Annotated in this window: 17 protein-coding genes; 11 read left to right on the top strand and 6 right to left on the bottom strand. The window is 71.6% G+C overall.

Annotation, left to right across the window (positions count from 1 at the left end):
* Window positions 1-19: 19 nt before the first annotated feature.
* Window positions 20-1,159: a sensor histidine kinase gene (locus tag ACT01A_RS26485; RefSeq protein ID WP_445150112.1), complete on the top strand. Its 1,140-nt coding sequence runs from the start codon at window positions 20-22 to the stop codon at window positions 1,157-1,159.
* A complete protein-coding gene (locus ACT01A_RS26480; protein WP_445150111.1) occupies window positions 1,156-1,731 on the top strand; it encodes a response regulator in 576 nt (191 codons plus the stop codon). Before ACT01A_RS26485 ends, ACT01A_RS26480 begins: the two co-directional genes overlap by 4 nt.
* 15 nt (window positions 1,732-1,746) lie before the next feature.
* Here the strand turns inward: ACT01A_RS26480 and ACT01A_RS26475 are convergent, their stop codons facing one another.
* The gene (locus ACT01A_RS26475) at window positions 1,747-2,400 is read right to left on the bottom strand and encodes a hypothetical protein (protein ID WP_445150110.1); all 654 of its coding nucleotides are present in this window, start codon (window positions 2,398-2,400) and stop codon (window positions 1,747-1,749) included.
* An 80-nt stretch (window positions 2,401-2,480) separates the two neighbouring features.
* Here ACT01A_RS26475 and ACT01A_RS26470 point away from each other — a divergent pair, with 80 nt between their 5' ends.
* Together ACT01A_RS26470 and ACT01A_RS26465 are read left to right on the top strand one after the other, a co-directional pair.
* Window positions 2,481-3,119, top strand: coding sequence for a TetR/AcrR family transcriptional regulator (locus ACT01A_RS26470; protein WP_445150109.1), 639 nt, complete (start codon window positions 2,481-2,483; stop codon window positions 3,117-3,119).
* Between the two features lie 35 nt (window positions 3,120-3,154).
* On the top strand, window positions 3,155-3,394 hold the full coding sequence (locus ACT01A_RS26465) for a hypothetical protein (protein WP_445150108.1): 240 nt from the start codon (window positions 3,155-3,157) through the stop codon (window positions 3,392-3,394).
* Here the strand turns inward: ACT01A_RS26465 and ACT01A_RS26460 are convergent.
* Entirely contained in the window at window positions 3,365-5,173 is a 1,809-nt protein-coding gene (locus ACT01A_RS26460) for an alpha/beta fold hydrolase (protein WP_445150107.1), read from the bottom strand. The two genes, ACT01A_RS26465 and ACT01A_RS26460, sit on opposite strands and share 30 nt — an antisense overlap.
* Window positions 5,174-5,420: 247 nt before the next feature.
* Between ACT01A_RS26460 and ACT01A_RS26455 the strand changes: the two genes are divergently transcribed.
* From ACT01A_RS26455 to ACT01A_RS26440, 4 genes are all read left to right on the top strand, one after another.
* Entirely contained in the window at window positions 5,421-5,648 is a 228-nt protein-coding gene (locus ACT01A_RS26455; RefSeq protein ID WP_445150106.1) for a hypothetical protein, read from the top strand.
* 168 nt (window positions 5,649-5,816) lie between these two features.
* Window positions 5,817-8,237 carry an AAA family ATPase gene (locus ACT01A_RS26450; protein WP_445150105.1) on the top strand — a complete coding sequence of 807 codons (2,421 nt, stop codon included), beginning with the start codon at window positions 5,817-5,819 and terminating at the stop codon, window positions 8,235-8,237.
* The gene (locus ACT01A_RS26445) at window positions 8,234-9,331 is read left to right on the top strand and encodes a hypothetical protein (protein ID WP_445150104.1); all 1,098 of its coding nucleotides are present in this window, start codon (window positions 8,234-8,236) and stop codon (window positions 9,329-9,331) included. The genes ACT01A_RS26450 and ACT01A_RS26445 overlap by 4 nt, the downstream gene beginning before the upstream one ends.
* Window positions 9,332-9,447: 116 nt before the next feature.
* The gene (locus ACT01A_RS26440; protein WP_445150103.1) at window positions 9,448-9,687 is read left to right on the top strand and encodes a hypothetical protein; all 240 of its coding nucleotides are present in this window, start codon (window positions 9,448-9,450) and stop codon (window positions 9,685-9,687) included.
* Window positions 9,688-9,700: 13 nt separating this feature from the next.
* Here the strand turns inward: ACT01A_RS26440 and ACT01A_RS26435 are convergent, their stop codons facing one another.
* Window positions 9,701-11,152 carry a M4 family metallopeptidase gene (locus ACT01A_RS26435; RefSeq protein WP_445150102.1) on the bottom strand — a complete coding sequence of 484 codons (1,452 nt, stop codon included), beginning with the start codon at window positions 11,150-11,152 and terminating at the stop codon, window positions 9,701-9,703.
* 30 nt (window positions 11,153-11,182) lie between these two features.
* Window positions 11,183-11,374 carry a hypothetical protein gene (locus tag ACT01A_RS26430; protein WP_445150101.1) on the bottom strand — a complete coding sequence of 64 codons (192 nt, stop codon included), beginning with the start codon at window positions 11,372-11,374 and terminating at the stop codon, window positions 11,183-11,185.
* Between the two features lie 87 nt (window positions 11,375-11,461).
* Here ACT01A_RS26430 and ACT01A_RS26425 point away from each other — a divergent pair, with 87 nt between their 5' ends.
* Together ACT01A_RS26425 and ACT01A_RS26420 are read left to right on the top strand one after the other, a co-directional pair.
* Complete coding sequence (locus tag ACT01A_RS26425) at window positions 11,462-13,240, top strand: ABC transporter ATP-binding protein (protein ID WP_445150100.1); 1,779 nt, start codon at window positions 11,462-11,464, stop codon at window positions 13,238-13,240.
* Window positions 13,237-15,039, top strand: coding sequence for an ABC transporter ATP-binding protein (locus ACT01A_RS26420; RefSeq protein WP_445150099.1), 1,803 nt, complete (start codon window positions 13,237-13,239; stop codon window positions 15,037-15,039). The genes ACT01A_RS26425 and ACT01A_RS26420 overlap by 4 nt, the downstream gene beginning before the upstream one ends.
* Here the strand turns inward: ACT01A_RS26420 and ACT01A_RS26415 are convergent.
* Window positions 15,036-15,617, bottom strand: a complete 582-nt coding sequence (locus ACT01A_RS26415) for a hypothetical protein (protein WP_445150098.1) — start codon at window positions 15,615-15,617, stop codon at window positions 15,036-15,038. The genes ACT01A_RS26420 and ACT01A_RS26415 overlap by 4 nt on opposite strands.
* Before the next feature lie 22 nt (window positions 15,618-15,639).
* Between ACT01A_RS26415 and ACT01A_RS26410 the strand changes: the two genes are divergently transcribed.
* A complete protein-coding gene (locus tag ACT01A_RS26410) occupies window positions 15,640-16,179 on the top strand; it encodes an ArsR family transcriptional regulator (RefSeq protein ID WP_445150097.1) in 540 nt (179 codons plus the stop codon).
* Between the two features lie 83 nt (window positions 16,180-16,262).
* Here ACT01A_RS26410 and ACT01A_RS26405 read toward each other — a convergent pair whose 3' ends face one another.
* Window positions 16,263-16,940 (bottom strand): hypothetical protein, encoded by a 678-nt coding sequence (locus tag ACT01A_RS26405; protein WP_445150096.1) that lies wholly within the window; start codon window positions 16,938-16,940, stop codon window positions 16,263-16,265.
* Between the last annotated feature and the right edge of the window lie 27 nt (window positions 16,941-16,967).

The raw sequence follows: 16,967 nt of genomic DNA, 5'->3' as shown, positions 1-16,967 counted from the left end.
CGGACGGGAGCGAATCGCCATGCGCGCGCTGCGCGCGCACCGCTGGTTCGCCCTGCTGACGATGACCCGCGTCCTTGGCGCGGCGCTGGCGATCGTCCTGCTGCTCGCCCACCGCGTCACGCACGCCGACCCGCTGCTGGCGCTGATCACCGCCGCGTGGACGCCGACGTCGCTGTGGCTCCTGCGCTGGACCGAGGACCGTGTCTGGGCGCCGGCGATCTGGGCACTCGACGGCCTTGCCGCGCTCGCCCTCGTCCTGGCCGGCGGCGACTGGCGCAGCCCGTTCTACGTCTTCGCCCTCACGACGCTCATCCTGCCCGCCACGTCGCTGCCGTGGCGCGCCGCAGTCGCCTGGGGCATCGGCTACTCAGCCTGTTATGGCGCGGTCGCGCAGCTCACCGAGAAGCTCCCCGCCGACACGCTGACCAACACCATCAGGTTGGAGACGCTCGCCACGCACTTGTTCGTGCCGGTGATCGTGACGACGACGCTCGCCTACTCGTCGCTGTTGCTGGACCGCCTGCGCACCGCGCGCTCGCACTCCGAGCGCCTCGCGCTGCAGGCCGAGCGCCAGCGCATCGCGTGGGAGCTGCACGACTCCGCCAAGCAGCGCGTCCACGCCGCGCATCTCATGTTGTCGTCCTTGGACGGCCACTCCACGCAGGAGCAGAACCGGCTGCTGCTCGACGGCGCGCTGGCCGAGCTGCGCAACGCGACCGCCGACATGGAGACCAGCGTCGCCGAGCTGCGCACGCCGCTGGACGGCCGGCCGGTCGACGAGCTGCTGCGCGAGCGCGCGACCGAGCTGGCCCGGACCGGCGTCGCGCGCATCGACGTCCACGGGCGGCTGCCGGTGCTGCCGCCGCTGGTCGCCGCGCACACCTACCGGATCGCCGCCGAGGCCCTGACCAACGCCGTGCGCCACGCGCGCTGTACGGCGATCGACGTCACCCTGGCGACCACGCCCGAGACCATCTCCCTCACGATCGCCGATGATGGCATCGGCATGCCGGCCGAGCCCCGCCCCGGGGGCCACGGCCTTCGCTCGATGCACGGGCGCGCCGAGACGATCGGCGCCGATCTGCGCATCGGGCCCGGCCCCGGAGGGCACGGAACCTCCGTGGCCCTCGCTCTCCCCCACCCCGGAGGTTCCCCATGATCCGCCTGCTCATCGTCGACGACCACCCGGCCATGCGTGCCGGCCTGACCGCCGTGCTGCGGGCGGAGCCCGGGATCGTGCCGTTGGGCGCGGCGTCCTCCGAGGACGACCTGCCCGCGATGCTCGCGCGCACCCGTCCCGACGTGATCCTGCTCGACTACCACCTCCCCGGCGCCGACGGGCTCAAGCTCTGCCGGCGGTTGAAGCGCGACGTCCCCGCGCCGGCCGTCCTGCTGTACTCCGCCTACGCCGACAGCGCGATGGTCGTCCCCGCGATCCTCGCCGGCGCCGACGGGTTGATGAACAAGTCGGCGCCCGCGCCCGAGCTCTTCGACGCGCTGCGCGCCGTCGCCCGCGGCGACCGCGTCCTGCCGCCCGTTCCGCGCGAGCTGCTGGAGGCCGCGGGCGCGCGCGTCGACCCCGAGGACCTGGCGATCCTGGCGATGATGGTCGACGGCACGCCGCCCGCGGAGGTCGCCGACACGCTGCGCGCCGACCCGCGCGACATCGCCCGGCGGATCGACACCATGATCGAGCGGCTGCGAGTCGAGATCGCGGCCATCCAGTCGTAGGCCTAGGACCTAGGCCTACGACTTGGCGCAGCGGTCGACCACGCGGATCCGCGATTGCAGGCGCGTCACGCGCGCCTGCAAGGTGGCGACGCGGTCGCGGCGCGCGGCGGTGCGCTTTTTCTTGTAGGCGTTGCGCGCGGTGGTCAGCGCGCGGCGCGCCGTGGCGAGCGCGGCGCGGTCGACGGTGCAGACGGTCTTGACGACCGTCACGTTGTAGGTGTCGCTGATCTCGGTCCCGAACGGGCAGATGTAGGTCCGGCACTCGCGGTAGGACTGCCACCAGTAGGTGCCGGGCTCGCGCGGCATGAGGCCGCGGTCAGACGCGTCAGGCGCGGCGGTGCACATCCCGTCGACGCCGTCGACCTCCACCGCGGTGCGGACGTCGATCCGGTCCGGCGCAAGGAGCAGGCCGTCGGCGCCGACGTCGCCCGCGGTCGCGAGGATCACGTGGTAGCCGTCGCCGCCGCGGTTGACGATCTCGTCGCTGGTGTCCGGGTGGTAGTCCGGGCAGGTGAACTGCACCACGACGCCTTGCGTGGCGTCCTTGATGGTCGCGCCGGGCGCGGGCTTGCGGCCCTCGGTCGGGAAGTCGTCGCGGCGCGCGCCCGCGGCGGCGGGCAGCGCCAGCAGCGCGACGAGCGCCGATGTGACCAGAACCAGGGGCCTCACGCGCCGACCCTACCCGGACAGGTAGACGCGCGTGTCTCAACTGGCGCACGGACTGGTCAGGAACGCTACGGTACCCAGCAGTGCCCCGGTCCGCCCTCGCCAGCTCCCGCTTCGTCCGCGCCCTGCGCGACGAGGCTGCGGGCTCCGAGCGCGCGCGGCTGATCGCCGGGATGGCCGACGCGCTCACGGCGATGACCTATACCGAGGTCACCGTCGAGGCCGTCGTCGAGCGGGCCGGCCTGCGGCGCGCGACGTTCCACCAGCACTTCGACGACGTCGAGGACTGCTACCTGGCGGCCTACGCGACCTGCGGCGACCTGTTGCGCGCGCAGACCACCGCCGCGGTGCTCGGCAGCGCCGGGCGTCCCTACGAGGAGCGGATCGCCGCCGGCGTCAGCGCGTACCTCGGCACGCTCGCCGAGGAGCCCGGCCTGGCGCGCGCGTTCGTGCGCGACGTCCACCGCGCCGGCCCGGAGGCGCTGCGCCGTCGCCGCGCGGTCCTCCAGCAGTTCGCGCAGATGATGGTGACGCTCGCCGAGCAGCACGCCGACGAGCTGCCGCCGGGCTACGCCGTGCATCCGCACATGGCGATCGAGTTGGCCGAGGCGATGGAGGAGCTCGTCCTGCTCAACCTCGCCGAGGACCGCGCGCAGGACCTGCCGCGGCTGACCGACACGGTCACGCGCCTGATCCACGCGGCGCTCGTCGTCGGCGACTGACGCCACGGGCCCGCAGACCGGTACCGTCCGGGGCGATGCGCTCCGTCCTGGACTTCTACCGCGCCCGTCCGCTCATGGGCGTGCTCGTCTTCGTCATCGGCCTCGCGGTCGCGGTCGGCACGACCACGCTGAAGCAGGGCGACGGCATCATCTTGCCGATGGCGTTCGTGATCCTGATCGGCCTGATCGTCGGCAGCGTCGTCGCGATCGGCCAGCGTCGGCGCCGCGCGGCGGACGCCGACGGCCTACAGCCCGGCGCGCCGAACGGCCAGTAGCCGCTTCAGCGTCGCCGCGCTCGGCACCGCGACCCGCTGCGGGACGCGACCCGCGCCGGAGGATGCGGAGGCGCCAGGCCGGTAGCGCACGCGCTTGCCGCCGAGGGTCCCGGTCACCGTGCCGGTGGAGGAGATCGTCAGCGTGCCGTCCAGCGTCCCGGGCCCGTCGACGGTCACGGTGCCCGAGCCGCCAGCCGACGTCGAGCGCACCGCGCCGGTCACCCGCAGGCCCGGCACCAGCGCGTAGCGGTGCAGCCGCAGGCTCCCCGCGTCGCTCGAGGACGAGAAGAACCCACCGCGCAGGCCGCCGCCCTGGATCGTGGTGAAGCCCGCGAAGATCGTCTGCAACGAGGCGATCTGCGCGTCGACGAGCGTGTCGAGCACCGCGAACAGCTCACGGCCACGCTCCCCGGCGACGCCCGGCGCGCGGCGGTAGGCCGACAACGTGACCGGCGGGCGCGACAAGACGGTCACCGCGTTGTCCCTGCCCTGGCACGGCGTGCCGATCGCCTTGCCATCGGCCCAGCGGCTCAGCGCCTTGGCCGCGCAGCCGGTGATGTCGCTGTCGAGCACGTCGTGGCCGGTGCCGGTCACGGTCAGCAGCTGGCCGTGCGGCAGCGACGGCAGCAGCTCCTTGGCGTTCTCCACCGGCGTGCGCGTGTCGAGGCGGCCGCTGAGCAGCAGCGTCGGGACGTCGGGCAGCGGTGCCGCCGACGGCGCCGCGGGCGTGTCGCCCTGCGGCCAGCGCAGGCAGTCGTGCGCGACCGACGTGTCGATCACGGCCTTGCGGCTGAACGGCGCGAACGCGCTGTCCGGCAGCGCGTCGGGCCCGTGCAGCCACGCCGTCCAGCGGTCGTTGAACGGCGTCAGCAAGGTGTAGGGCAACGCGACGTCGGCGCACGTCGTCGCGACGTTCAACCCCACGCTGAAGTCCTTGACCGGCGTGTACGGGCCCTGCGCGAGGCGGCGCAGGCGCAGCAGCGGCGCCGGGTCGCCGTCGGCCGCGGCGTTCAGCGCGCCGGGCAGCGCGGCCTGCATGAACGGGTTCAGATCGCCCGACATGATCAACAACAGCAGCTCAGACTCGTCGTGGATCGCGGTCCGGCGCGGGGCGCCGCGGGTGCCCGGGATCGTCCCGCGCAGCGGCTTGGCCGCCAACGACCGCGCGACGGTCCCGAGGTCGGCGACCGCGTCATCGGTCGCGGTCCGGCAGCGCGAGCCCGCGCACTGCTCGGCGATCACGCGCGGCAGCCGCTCGAACGTGTCCAGGAAGTAGGCGTCGATCCCGGCCGGGCCGACGACCGAGTCGAGGATCAAGCCGTCGGTCGTCGCGGGGTACCGCCGCGCGTATTGGACCGCGACGTAGGTCCCGTAGCTGACGCCCATGACCTGGAGCTTGGGCGCGCCGATCGCCGCGCGCAGCGCCTCGATGTCGTTGACCGTGTCGGTGGTCGAGTAGAACTGCCGCGCCGGGCCCAGGCTGTTGGCGCACGCCTCGACCAGGTGGGTGTTGACCGGGTCCAGCGTGCCGAGCTTCTGCACGCCCGGGCACGTGATCGCGCCCGAGTCGCCGGTGCCGCGCTGGTCGAGCAGGACGAGCCGGCGGTGGCGCAGCGCGGGCGACAGCGAGAGCTTGAACGACTCGGCGAACGGGACCGACGGCTGGCCGGGGCCGCCCGAAAGCGCGAGCAGGAACCCGTCTGCGCCCTTGCGCGGCGCCTCGACCGCAACCTTCAGCTTGACCGTCCCGGGGACCTTCCCGGTGCGATCCAGCGGCACGGCCAATGTGCCGCACCGAAAACCGGAAGATTTCGCGCAACGACCCAGCGTCAGCGCTCCGGCGGGCGTGGCTCCTGCCGCCAGGAACGCAGCAATGGCAAAGACGGCAGGCAGGACACGGCGCGACATCGAGCCGGGACCGTACTGCCTGCGACCGTTAGGGATCGGCCGTGCATGTCCGCGCCCTTGAGCCTCGGGCCCAAAAGGTGGACGAACGGCCGAGTCAAGGGCGAGCGCCAATCCGCCGATGCCCTTCCTGATGTCCGACGACTTCGCCGTGCGCTGCACCAGCTGCGAGTTCACTTGGAACACCCCCGCCATGGCCGAGGGTCTGCGCGTGCTGGGCGCCTGCCCCAAGTGCCGCGGCACGCTCGAGTTCAAGGACGAGGATCCCGCCCCGCCGGCGGCCTCCGACCAGCGCGACGCCGACGTCTCTGCCGCCCCGCACATGGTGTTGGGCATCCCGCGCATCTAGCGACGGCACCCACCGCGACCTTTCGCACGCGGGTTGCCCAGCATCCCTCGCATCTGAGGCCGGACCGAAGCGCGCCATAAACCGCGCGTGAGCAGGCCGGAAGGGCCAAAAGCGCCCGGACCGCCGGGCGGCTGGACTTCGGCCCGCACCCCACTACCCTCTGCGCTCATGGAGTCCGAGGGGAGCACCGGGACGAGCGGCGGGCCGGCTGACGCGGCCACCCATCATCAGGTGCTGGCGTCCGAGTGGCGCAGGCTGTCGCGCGCGGCGACCGTCGTCGCGGTCCTGACCAGCCCGGCGCTGTTCGCGATCCTCGTCAGCGTCGACAACTGGCCCTGGGGCTGGGCGCTGCTGGCGACGATCGTGTCCGTCGCGGCCTTCCGCGGGCTGATCGACATCATCGCCCACCGCTTCATCCCCCGTCCCAGCCTCTACGGCGCCGACCGCGAGGCGCTGCTGGATGACGCCACCGGCCGCCGCCGCCTCTGGTTCTGGCGCGGCAAGTACAAGATCCTGGTCTGGGTCTTCGGGCTGGTCTTCGGGGTGCTCGGGATCATCGCGCTGATCACGGGGAACTCGATCGGCGGCCTGCTGGACGACATCGGCGACGGGCTCAGCGACCCGCAGGTGCTCGTCATGGGCGCCTACATGAGCTTCCAGCTCTCGTTCCTGTTCCTGGCGAACTTCCTGATCCTGTTCGGGCCGATGCTCATCTTCGGCCTCAAGCAGATGAAGGGCTACGAGCCGGGCGACGCCGACTGGGGCGTGCGGCTGGAGGACGTGCGCGGGCAGACCGAGCCCAAGGAGGACGTCACCCGCGTCATCGAGCTGTGGCAGAGCGGCGAGGAGTTCCGCAAGGCCGGCGGCAAGCCCGAGCGCGGCCTGCTGTTCATCGGCCAGCCCGGCACGGGCAAGACCATGCTGTCGAAGGCGATCGCCACGTCCTTCAACTCGCCGATCGTCACGATGCCCGGCTCCGGCTTCGCGCAGACGTTCATCGGCATGGACGTGATCATCGTGATGTTCTTGATCCGCAAGGCGCGCAAGCTCGCGCGCAAGTGGGGCGGGCAGTGCATCATCTTCATCGACGAGATCGACGCGGTCGGCCTGCGCCGCCAGGCGCTGAACGGCGCCAGCTCGACGATGCAGCCGCTGTTCTCCGAGCAGGTCGAGCAGCAGTACTACGGCCCGTGGGGCGCGGTCTCCGCGTCGGGCGACATGGTCATGGAGAACGCCGCCTGGCGCGATCACCTCTTCGCCAGTCGCGCGCCCGGCGTCGTGCCGGTCCTGCCGCCCGCGCTCGCGCGCATGTACGGGCGGATCAACGACTTCATCGTGCCCGGCGGGATGGGCGGCGCGGGCGGCGGCATGGCGCTCAACCAGCTCCTGATCCAGATGGACGGCGTCGACGAGCCGAAGTTCTGGGCCAAGTTCTGGACCAACCGCATCAACAACATCGTCGACGCCTCCTACTTCGTCCCGCGCCGGCTGTTCGGCCGGTCGTTGCGACTGCCGTCCCCGAAGCCGCGGCCGGAGCAGATCTACTTCATCGGCGCGACCAACGTCCCGATCGACCGCCTCGATCCGGCGCTCATCCGCCCGGGCCGGATGGGCCGCCACGTCTGGTTCCGCACGCCGACCAAGGACGACCGCGCCGACATCTTCGACCTCTACCTCGCCCGCGTCGACCACGACCCGTCGCTCGACGCGCCGCGCAAGCGCGACGAGCTGGCCCGCATCACCAACGGCTACTCGCCGGCGATGATCGAGCAGGTCTGCTCGATGGCGCTGACCTACGCGCACAGCTCGGGCCGCACGTTCTTCGAGTGGGACGACATCGTCGAGGCGATGACGACGATCGAGTCCGGCACCGCCCAGAACATCGACTACATCGCCGAGGAGACGCGGTCGGTGGCGATCCACGAGGCCGGCCACGCCGTCGCCGCGCACGTGTACATGCCCTCGGTGATGTCGACGCGCCTGTCGATCCGCAAGCGCGGCGGGTCGCTCGGCCACCACCAGGTGATGCAGACCGAGGAGCGCTTCGTCAAGTGGCGCCACCAAGAAGTCGCCGACGTCGTCTGGGGCCTGGGCGCGATGGCCGCCGAGCACGTCTTCTACGAGGAGAACGGCACGGGCGTGGGCGGCGACGTCCAGCACGTCACGTGGCGCGCCGCGGTGATGGTCGGCTTCTCGAGCATGGGCCCGGTGCCGGTCGACCTGTCGGCCCACGACTTCGCCTCCGACGAGGAGCGCGAGACCGCCGAGCAGAAGATCATGGACCGCTACGAGCAGATCGGCCTCAAGATCATCAGCCGCTCGCGCGGCATGACGCAGAGCGGCGACTCGATCGCGACGATCCTGCAGGACCCGCACAAGCGGCGGCTGGCCGCGCAGATCATCGGGCAGTCCTACATCACCGCGATCGCGGTGGTCCGCCACAACCGCGACAAGGTCGCCTACATCGCCGACGTGCTCGTGGAGCGCAAGGAGATCTTCGGCGACGAGGTCCTCGAGCTGCTCGACCAGGCCGAGCTCGAAGCGCCGACCATCGACCCCACCGACGAGACCCTCTGGCCGAAGCTGTGAGCGAGCACGACATCGACGACGAGCCGCGCGCCGCGGACGACGAGGAAGCGTCGCCCGGGCGCGACCGCCCGGACCCGCGCAAGCGCCCGCCGGATCCGGCCGGCACGCAGCCGAAGTGGGATCCGGACAGCCTGCTGCCCAAGGAGACGCCCCGTGCGGCCGCGGGCCGGCTGTGGGCGACTGAGGCAGAAGGCGAGACCGCGACGGCGGCGTTCTCCGCGGTCGCCGAAGCGCCTGCGCCCGTCGATTCCCCTCCCGCAGCGGCGACGCCGTCTGACGACGACGACGAGCCGAGCTACTCGCGCTACTCCGCGCGCTTCCAGTTCCTGCTCGGAGCGCTATTGGCGGTTGGAGCCGCCGCGATCGCGCTGCTCGTCGCGGTCGTGGCCGGCGGTCAGAACGACACCAAAATCATCGTCAAGGCCGGGCCCGCGTGGTCGGAGTGGCGCCCAACGGCGACCGGCGGCGTCGACGCCGCCGAGCAGATCGCCAAGCACGTCGGCACCCAGTACAAGCTGCCCAACGGCAAGCAGCTGGTGCTGGTCACCGGCGGCGCGCTCGAGGTCGAGCAGGTGCCGGTGACGATCGCCATCCAGCAGCCGGCCGCCCGGGGCGGCTCGGTCGACCTGCTCGACGACGGCGCCGGCGTGATGTACCGCCTCAACGGCATCGGCACCAGCGACGGCCACATCCCGGGCAAGGCGTCGCAGAACCGCGGCTTGCTGGTGCGTCGCGAGGCGCTGGAGCTGGCGCTCTACTCGTTCCGCTACCTGGGCGTGTCGGAGACCGTCGTGCTGTTCCCGCCGACCGTGGCCGAAAGCAAGAGCGCCGCGACCGGCAAGCTGACGCAGACCAAGACGGCGCCGACTGCGCTGCTGTTCCGCCGCGACCAGGCTGACGTGCAGACCGCGCTCGCGCACCCGCTGAAGTCCACGCTGGCCAAGGAGACGCCGTCGGTCAACGGCATCTCGCGCTCTGCCGACGCGCGGACCGTCTCGTCGATCACCAGCGACAAGCTCTACACCTACAAGCTGCAGCAAGCCAACACCGACCTGCGGCTGTTCTTGGTGCTCAACCCGATCCGGTTACGCTGAGCCTCCGCCCCTCGCGCGACGAACGCGCCGCGCTGGCGGCGGCCAAGGCGCGGCTGGACCGACTGGATTGGTACCCGCGCCCCGTCCGCCTGCGCCGGACGGTCCGGATCCTCACGGTGCCGTGGCTCTTCCGGCTGCCGTGGTTCTCGCGCTTTGACGGCTACACGATGTGGGACCTGATCCTGCTGCGCGCACCGCTGGCCGACGTGTCCGCCGACCTGATCTGCCACGAGCTCTGCCACGTCTGGCAGATGCAGCACAAGCCGTTGTCAATGCCCTTGAGCTACCTCTACCGCGGCTACGCCTCCAACCCGTATGAGTTGGAGGCACGCCGGTCGGTCGATGAGACGCGCTAGCGCGTCGGGTGGCTCAGCAGGACGGCGCCCACGTGGACGTCACGCCCTGGGACTGCCAGGCGTTGGCGACCGTCGTCGCGTTGGCGCCGACGTCGCCGGCCGCCGAGACGAACGCCGCACGCGCATCGGCAAAGCCGGACTGCGGCGTGAGGTAGGTCGTCTGGGCCCGGTAGCGGACCTGCGCGGCCGTCGCGCGGCCGAGCGAGCTCACCAGGTTGGCGTACACCTTGTTCGGGATGCCGCTGTTGGTGTGCACGCCGCCGTTGTCGGATGAGGTGCACACGTACTGCGACGCGGTCGCCGGCTGGCCGTAGGCCCCCGGGTTGCTCATGTCGCGGATCGCCCCGATCGGGAGGTCCTCGCCCATCGTCGAGTCGCCCGGGTCGACGTCCCAGCCGGCCATGTCGGAGAGCGCCTCGTTCAGCGCGCCGGACTGGTCGGCGTACTCCAGGCCGGCCGTCCGCTCGGTCACGGCGTGCGTCAGCTCGTGGGCCGTCACGTCGAGGACCGCGAAGCCGTCGCCGTAGACCATCTCGGCCCCGTCCCAGAACGCGTTCTCGTAGCCGACGCCGTAGTGCACGAAGCTCAGCAGCGCCGCGCCGTTGTCGTCGTAGGAGTCGCGGCCGAACGAGTGGGCGTAGTAGTCGTACGTCGCGCCGGTGCCGTTGTAGGCGCCGTCGACGTCGGCGTCACCGGTGGCCGGATCGCCCTCGCCGCGTGCGAACGAGCCGGTGGACGTGCCGCCGTTCATGTCGTACACGGTGCGGTTCTTTGCCGCCTCGAGGCGGTCGAGCCGGTCGATCACGGCGCCGGTCTTGGCGTCGGTCACGACGAGCTGGCGCAGCGCGCGCGTCGTCGAGCGCACGTCGGTGACGTAGGCCAGCGTCGCGGGCTTGGCGCCAAACGGGACGCCGGTGTAGACCACCAACTTGGGAGCGGCGTTGATCGCCGCGCCCTCGATCCCGGCCGTGGCGGCGTTCTGGGCGTCGGGCGCCGAGATCGTCGCGGTGCCGGCGCTGGTGGGCGCGGTCTGGGCGATCGACGAGGTGATGGACTTGATCGCCGTGCCGCCCTTGGCGACGCGGACGAGCACGCGCCCATCGTAGACGGGGACGTCGCCGGCGACCTGGTCGTAGGCGACCGTCGTGCCGTCGGCGTCAGCGCGCGACGCCACCTGATGCAGCTGGGCTCCGCTGCCCAGGCCCAGCATGGAGGCGTAGCGGTCGACGGCCGCACGCGCGACCGTCGTGGAGGAGGCGCCGGAGGCGACGCCCAGGGCGCTGGCCTTGACGGAGCCGACGGCGGTCGACACCGCGCCATCCGGGTTGCGGACCAGCGTCTGCGCTCCGGCCGTGTCAGCCGAGAAGCGCGTCGTGGATGTGTTGGTGGCAGCCCCGGCCGTGGTGGCTGCCAGCGCGCTGAGCGCGCACCCGAGCCCGAAGGCCCGGAGGAATCGGTCGTTCATGGTCCGCTTCCATTGCCTCACCTTGAGGCTTCACACCTGCGATTGTCCGACCTCGCGTTCGAAGCGCGGACAGGCGGACACCGGCATCGGCGGGTACTTCGGCCAGTTGGGGTCCTTGAGGCCGAGCAGGCACATGCTGAACTGCGAGCCACGGCCGCTTTTCACCAGCTTCTGGTGGGCGCACTGGTCACAGAGGCCGAAGGTGGGCGGCGGGTGCGGCATCGATCCGGGAGCTTGCCAGGCTCGTACACGGACCGGGCGCTGCCATCCGGCACAAGTTCGTTTCCCGTGCAACTACACTGAAGGATCTTGGCGATCTTCCGGCGACTTCTCGGCTTCCTCGCGCCCTACCGGCGTGGCGTCGCCGTGTCCGCGTTGCTGGCCGCGATCGCGATGGCGGCGACCGTCCTGATCCCGTGGCTGACCGGCCAGGCGATCGACTCGATCCGAGAGGGCGACAGCAGCGACCTGGACAAGTACGGGTTGTTGGTCGCGGGCGCCGGCGTGGCACGGCTGGTGCTGACGGTCGGGCGGCGGCTGGTCGCGGGCCGGGTCTCGCTGGGCGTCGAGTACGACCTGCGTCAGCGTCTGTACACGCACCTGCTCTCGCTGGAGCTGTCGTTCTTCGACCGCCAGCAGACCGGGCAGCTGATGTCGCGCGCGACGGTCGACCTGGCGGCGGTCCGGTTCTTCCTGGGCTACGGCCTCGTGTTCATCATGCAGTCGGCGCTGACGATCGTGCTGGCGGGCGTCGCGATGGTCCTGGTCGACCCGATCCTCGCGGTGATCTCGCTGGTCCCGGTGCCGTTCGTGGTCGTGATCGCATCGCGGTATGGACGCCGCGCGCGGCCGGCCCAGCAGGCGGTGCAGCAGCGGATCGCGGAGCTGACCGCTGACGCGGAGGAGTCGATCGGCGGCGTGCGCGTCGTCAAGGCCTTCGCCCGCGAGGACCGGCAGCTGGCGCGCTTCAAGGCGTCGACCGGGCGCGTGTTCGAGCAGGAGATGGTCGCGACGCGGCTGAGCGCGTTCTACCAGCCCTTGATCGGGTTCCTGCCGCAGATCGGGCTGGCGTGCGTGCTGCTGATCGGCGGGCGCCGGGTCGTGGCCGGGCACATGACGCTCGGCGACTTCACCGCGTTCTACTCCTACCTGCTGATGCTGCTGGTGCCGATGCGCCAGCTCGGCATGACGCTCGGGCTGGCGCAGCGCGCGACGGCGTCGGGCGCGCGGCTGTTCGAGATCTTCGACCGCGGGCCGGCGATCACCGCCCCTGCGGCTCCCACCCCGCTGCCGGAGGGCAACGGGCACGTGGAGGTCGACGACGTCACGTTCACCTACACCAACGCCCCTGGGCCGGCGCTGCGGGACGTCTCGCTCGACGTGCCCGCGGGGACGACGGTGGCGTTGGTCGGCGCGACCGGCTCGGGCAAGACCACGTTGGTGCAGTTGCTCGGTCGGCTCTACGACGTCGACTCGGGCAGCGTGTCGATCGACGGCGTCGACGTCCGCGCGCTCGACCCGGTGCAGCTGCACCACGCGATCGCGGTCGTCGACGACGCGCCGTTCCTGTTCTCCTCGACGATCGCGGACAACATCGCCTACGCGCGCGGTGGCGCCGACGCCGTGGCGCGCGAGGACATCGAACTCGCGGCTCGGCGCGCCCAGGCGCACGAGTTCATCGTGTCGTTGCCGGACGGCTACGACACGCGCGTGGGCGAGCGCGGCCTCACGCTGAGCGGCGGCCAGCGCCAGCGCGTGGCGATCGCCCGCGCCCTGCTCGCCGACCCGCGGATCCTGATCCTGGACGACGCGACGAGCGCCGTCGACGCCTCCACCGAGCAGCAGATCAAGGACGCGCTGCGCGAGGTCATGGCCGGGCGCACGACGTTCGTCATCGCGCACCGCCTCTCCACCATCGCTTTGGCCGACGTGATCGTGGTCGTCGAGGACGGGCAGATCGTCGCCCAGGGCTGCCACGACGAGCTGCTGGAGGTCTCGCCGCTGTACCGCGAGATCGTGGAGAAGGGGCTGCCGGACCAGGTCTTCCTCAACCGCGAGGACCCCGAGCGCGAGGTGGCGGGGCTATGAGTCGCAGAGACGATCTGAGGCGGCGCCTGGCGGCGACCAGCGGACGCGGGCGCAAGCTGCGCGGCATCGTCGAGCTGCTGCGGCCCTACCGCCGGCAGACGGGCCTGATGATGGTGGCCTTGGTCCTCGGCACCGCGGCGGCCCTAGCGCCCGCGCCGCTGGCCAAGCAGGCCATCGACCGCGGCATCACCCAGGGCGACACCGACGCGCTGACGGTCATCGTCGTGTTGTTCATCATCAGCGCGCTGGTCGTGTGGGTGACCTCCTACGCGCAGACCTACCTGACCAACTGGGTCGGGCAGCGCGCGCTGCAGGACCTGCGGTTGGACGTGTTCCGCCACTTGCAGGAGATGCCGGTCGGGTTCTACGAGCGGCGGCCGGCGGGCGTGCTGATCTCGCGGCTGACCAACGACGTCGAGGCGCTGGAGCAGATGGTCACCGACGCGGTGACGACGTTGTTCCAGGCGTCGCTGACGTTGGTGGGGTCGATCGTGATCTTGTTGCTCTTCGACGTCGAGCTGGCGTTGTTGACGTTCTTGATCTTCCCAGTTATGGCCATTGGGTCGTTCGCTTTCCGGTTGGCCTCGGCCGACGCGTTCAGCCGCACGCGCGAGACGATCGGAGGGCTGACGGCGTACCTCCAGGAGTCTTTGAGCGGTATCCGCGTGCTGAAGACCTTCGCCCAGGAGCCGCGGCACGTCGGGCGCTTCGCGGAGCTCAACGCCGACAACCGCGCGGCGAACATGACGACGGTCAACCTGAACGCCGCGTACTTCCCCGCGGTGGAGTTCGTGTCTGCGGTCGCGACGGTCGGGATCCTCTTGTACGGCGGTCACCAGGTCGTCGACGGCGACGTGACGGTCGGCGTCCTGGTCGGGTTCATCGCGGCGCTGAACGGGTTCTTTGACCCGATCTCGCAGCTCTCGCAGGTGTACACGACCTACCAGAGCGGCATGGCGGCGTTGGACAAGATCTTCGCGTTGTTGGATGAGAAGCCGGACCTGGTCGACGCTCCGGGGGCCCGGGAGCTGCCGCGGCCGCTGCGCGGCGAGGTGGAGTTCGACGCGGTGACCTTCTCCTACTCCACCGCCGAGGGCACCAAGACCGCGCTGAACGACGTGTCGCTGCACGTCCCGCCCGGGCAGACGGTGGCGCTGGTGGGCGCGACCGGCGCCGGCAAGTCGACGCTGGCCAAGCTCGCGGCGCGCTTCTACGACCCGACGGCGGGCGCGGTGCGCGTCGACGGGATCGACCTGCGCGAGGTCACCATGAAGTCCTTGCGCTCGCAGATGGGGATCGTGCCGCAGGAGGGCTTCCTGTTCAGCGGGACGCTGCGGGAGAACATCGCCTTCGGCGTCGCCGAGGGCGAGACCTTGTCGGACGAGGTCCTGGAGCGCGCCTGCCGCGCGGTCGGCGCCTGGGACTTCGTGCAGCGGCTCGAGCACGGCTTCGACACCCAGATCGGCGAGCGCGGCGTGCAGCTCTCCGCCGGGCAGCGCCAGCTCGTCGCCTTCGCGCGGGCGCTGGTCGCCGACCCGCGGATCCTGGTGCTCGACGAGGCGACGTCGAACGTCGACCTGCGCACCGAGACCGTGATCGAGGACGGGCTGCGCCGCCTGCTGGCCGGCCGGACGGCGATCGTCATCGCCCACCGCCTCTCGACCATTCGCCAGGCCGGGCACATCGTGGTGCTGGAGCAGGGCGAGATCGTCGAGTCCGGCACGCACGACGAGTTGTTGGCGGCGCAGGGCCACTACTGGCGCCTGTACCGCGACTGGGCGGAGCAGGCGGCGGCTTAGATCGCCACGGGCGGCGGCGCCCACGCCGTCGCCGTCGCCGTCGCCGTGGCGTCGATCACGCTCAGCGCGGCCCACTCGCCGAGCGTCGCGCCCGCGCGGAGGGCTGCGAGCTCCCAGCGGATCGCGCGCTCGAGGCCGACGACGTCCAGCAGCGCCTCGACGTCGTGCGTCCGCACGCGGCTGTGGAGGCGGATCGGGATCGTGAGGCCGTCGGCGTGGCCGCCGATCCGGTCGAGCGTCAGCGAGCGCGCGTAGTCGGCCTCGGCCGTTGAGAGCGCGTGGATCGGGCGCTGCGCGCGGGCGATCGCGTCGAGCAGGCCGGCGGGATCGGCGATGCCGCGGCCGCGGAGCTGCTCGACCGCCAGCGCCGCCTCCAGCTTGACCGTCAGCGCCACCGACGGCGACGTCCCATCCGCCAGCGCCTCCGCCGTGAGCCGCGCCGCCGCGGTCGGGTCCAGCGTGAGCGCCTCGTGCAGCTCGCCGGGCCGACGGACGTCCCAGACGGAGATCTCATCGTCGAAGGTCGGGACCGCGAAGGGCGGTACGGAGTCAGACGGCGTCAGGGAGGCTCTCAACATGGAGCGATATAATATCTCCGCTGTGGACGGAAAGCGATCAGGCCCCCATCCGCTCACGCTCGCCGACTGGCCCTTCGGCTCCGCCGCCCGCCGCGGCCTCCTCGAAGCCGTGTTGTTGACGCGCGAACCCGGTGCCGGCTGGACCACCCGGGAGCTGGAACGCCGTGTTGGCGTTGCCCGTGGTGGCCTGCGTCATGCGCTCGACGGCGCGCAGGCGTGGGGGTTGCTCCAACGCGATGGGGCCGGCCGCTGGCGCGCGCCGGCCGACGAGAGCGCGCTGGCGGCGCCGCTGCGCTCGCTCTTACATGCGGTTGGTTCGTCTCAGTCTGAGACACAAAGTGAGACGATAGGAAGCTCACCGAAGCGCACGCGCCGCCGTCGCGCGATCCTCGCCCGCCTGGCCTCCGGCCCGGCGCACGTCACCGAGCTGTCGGCGCTGGTCGACGCCTCCCGCGCCACGACCTACCGCGAGCTCCGCACCCTCCGCGACGCGCGCGCGATCACGGTGCAACGCGGCGTCGCGCGCCGCGCGGGCTGGACCGGCGCCGCCAGCCAGCGATGAATCGCATCTAACCCGCGCATATCGCGGGTTAGATGCGAAGCGTTGCGCTTCGGCCCCGAACCACCGTGCGGGGACGGCGCGGCCTAGCGTCCGAAGAGCTTGCGCTTCTTGCCCGGCTTGGCGGCGGGCGCGCCGGCCGCGGTGAAGCCGGGCGGTGCCTTGGAGGTCGAGTGGCCGGGAGCGCCCATGCCCGCCGACGACGGCGCGGCCGGAGCGGCGCCGCCCGACCCGATCTGCCGCGGCTTGGACGCCGAACCCGCCAGCGCGGTACGGCGCGTGTCGAGCATGTGCGGCATGGCCTCGTCGACCTTGGCCAGCAGGTCCTCGCGCTCCTTGCGCGCCTTCTGCGGGTTGGTCAGCAGACGTCCGGTCGGACGCATCTCGGCGTCGGTGGCCGCGGGGATGTGGCGGACCTTCGCCTTGATCGCGCTGTGCCGGATCGCGAGCGCGGCTTGCATCTGCGCATCGCCGCCGTCAAACGCCCAGCCGTGGAAGCCGACCCAGACGACCCCTCCGCCTTCCTCGCGCAGCGCGCTGCGCGGCGACGCGAACCGGAAGTGCCGGGAGAACTGGTATGCCTCGCGCTCGTCGTAGAAGGACAGGCGAAAGCCGACGAAGACGTCGACAAACTGGCGACCCAGCTCACCGCCCTGCTCCCGCATCGCGGGCAGCAGGGAAGGATCAGCGTGAGGCAGCTCGTGCACGGCACCCCAGATGATCGGCCGCATCCAGCCGATCTTGCGCCCCGGCGTCCCGCTCAAGACTCGCTCGTCGCACCTTGCACCCGC

This window comes from Baekduia sp. Peel2402, from assembly GCF_052567285.1.
The sequence above is the reverse complement of the archived record's forward strand: the minus strand, read 5'-3'. Positions and strand labels throughout refer to the sequence as shown.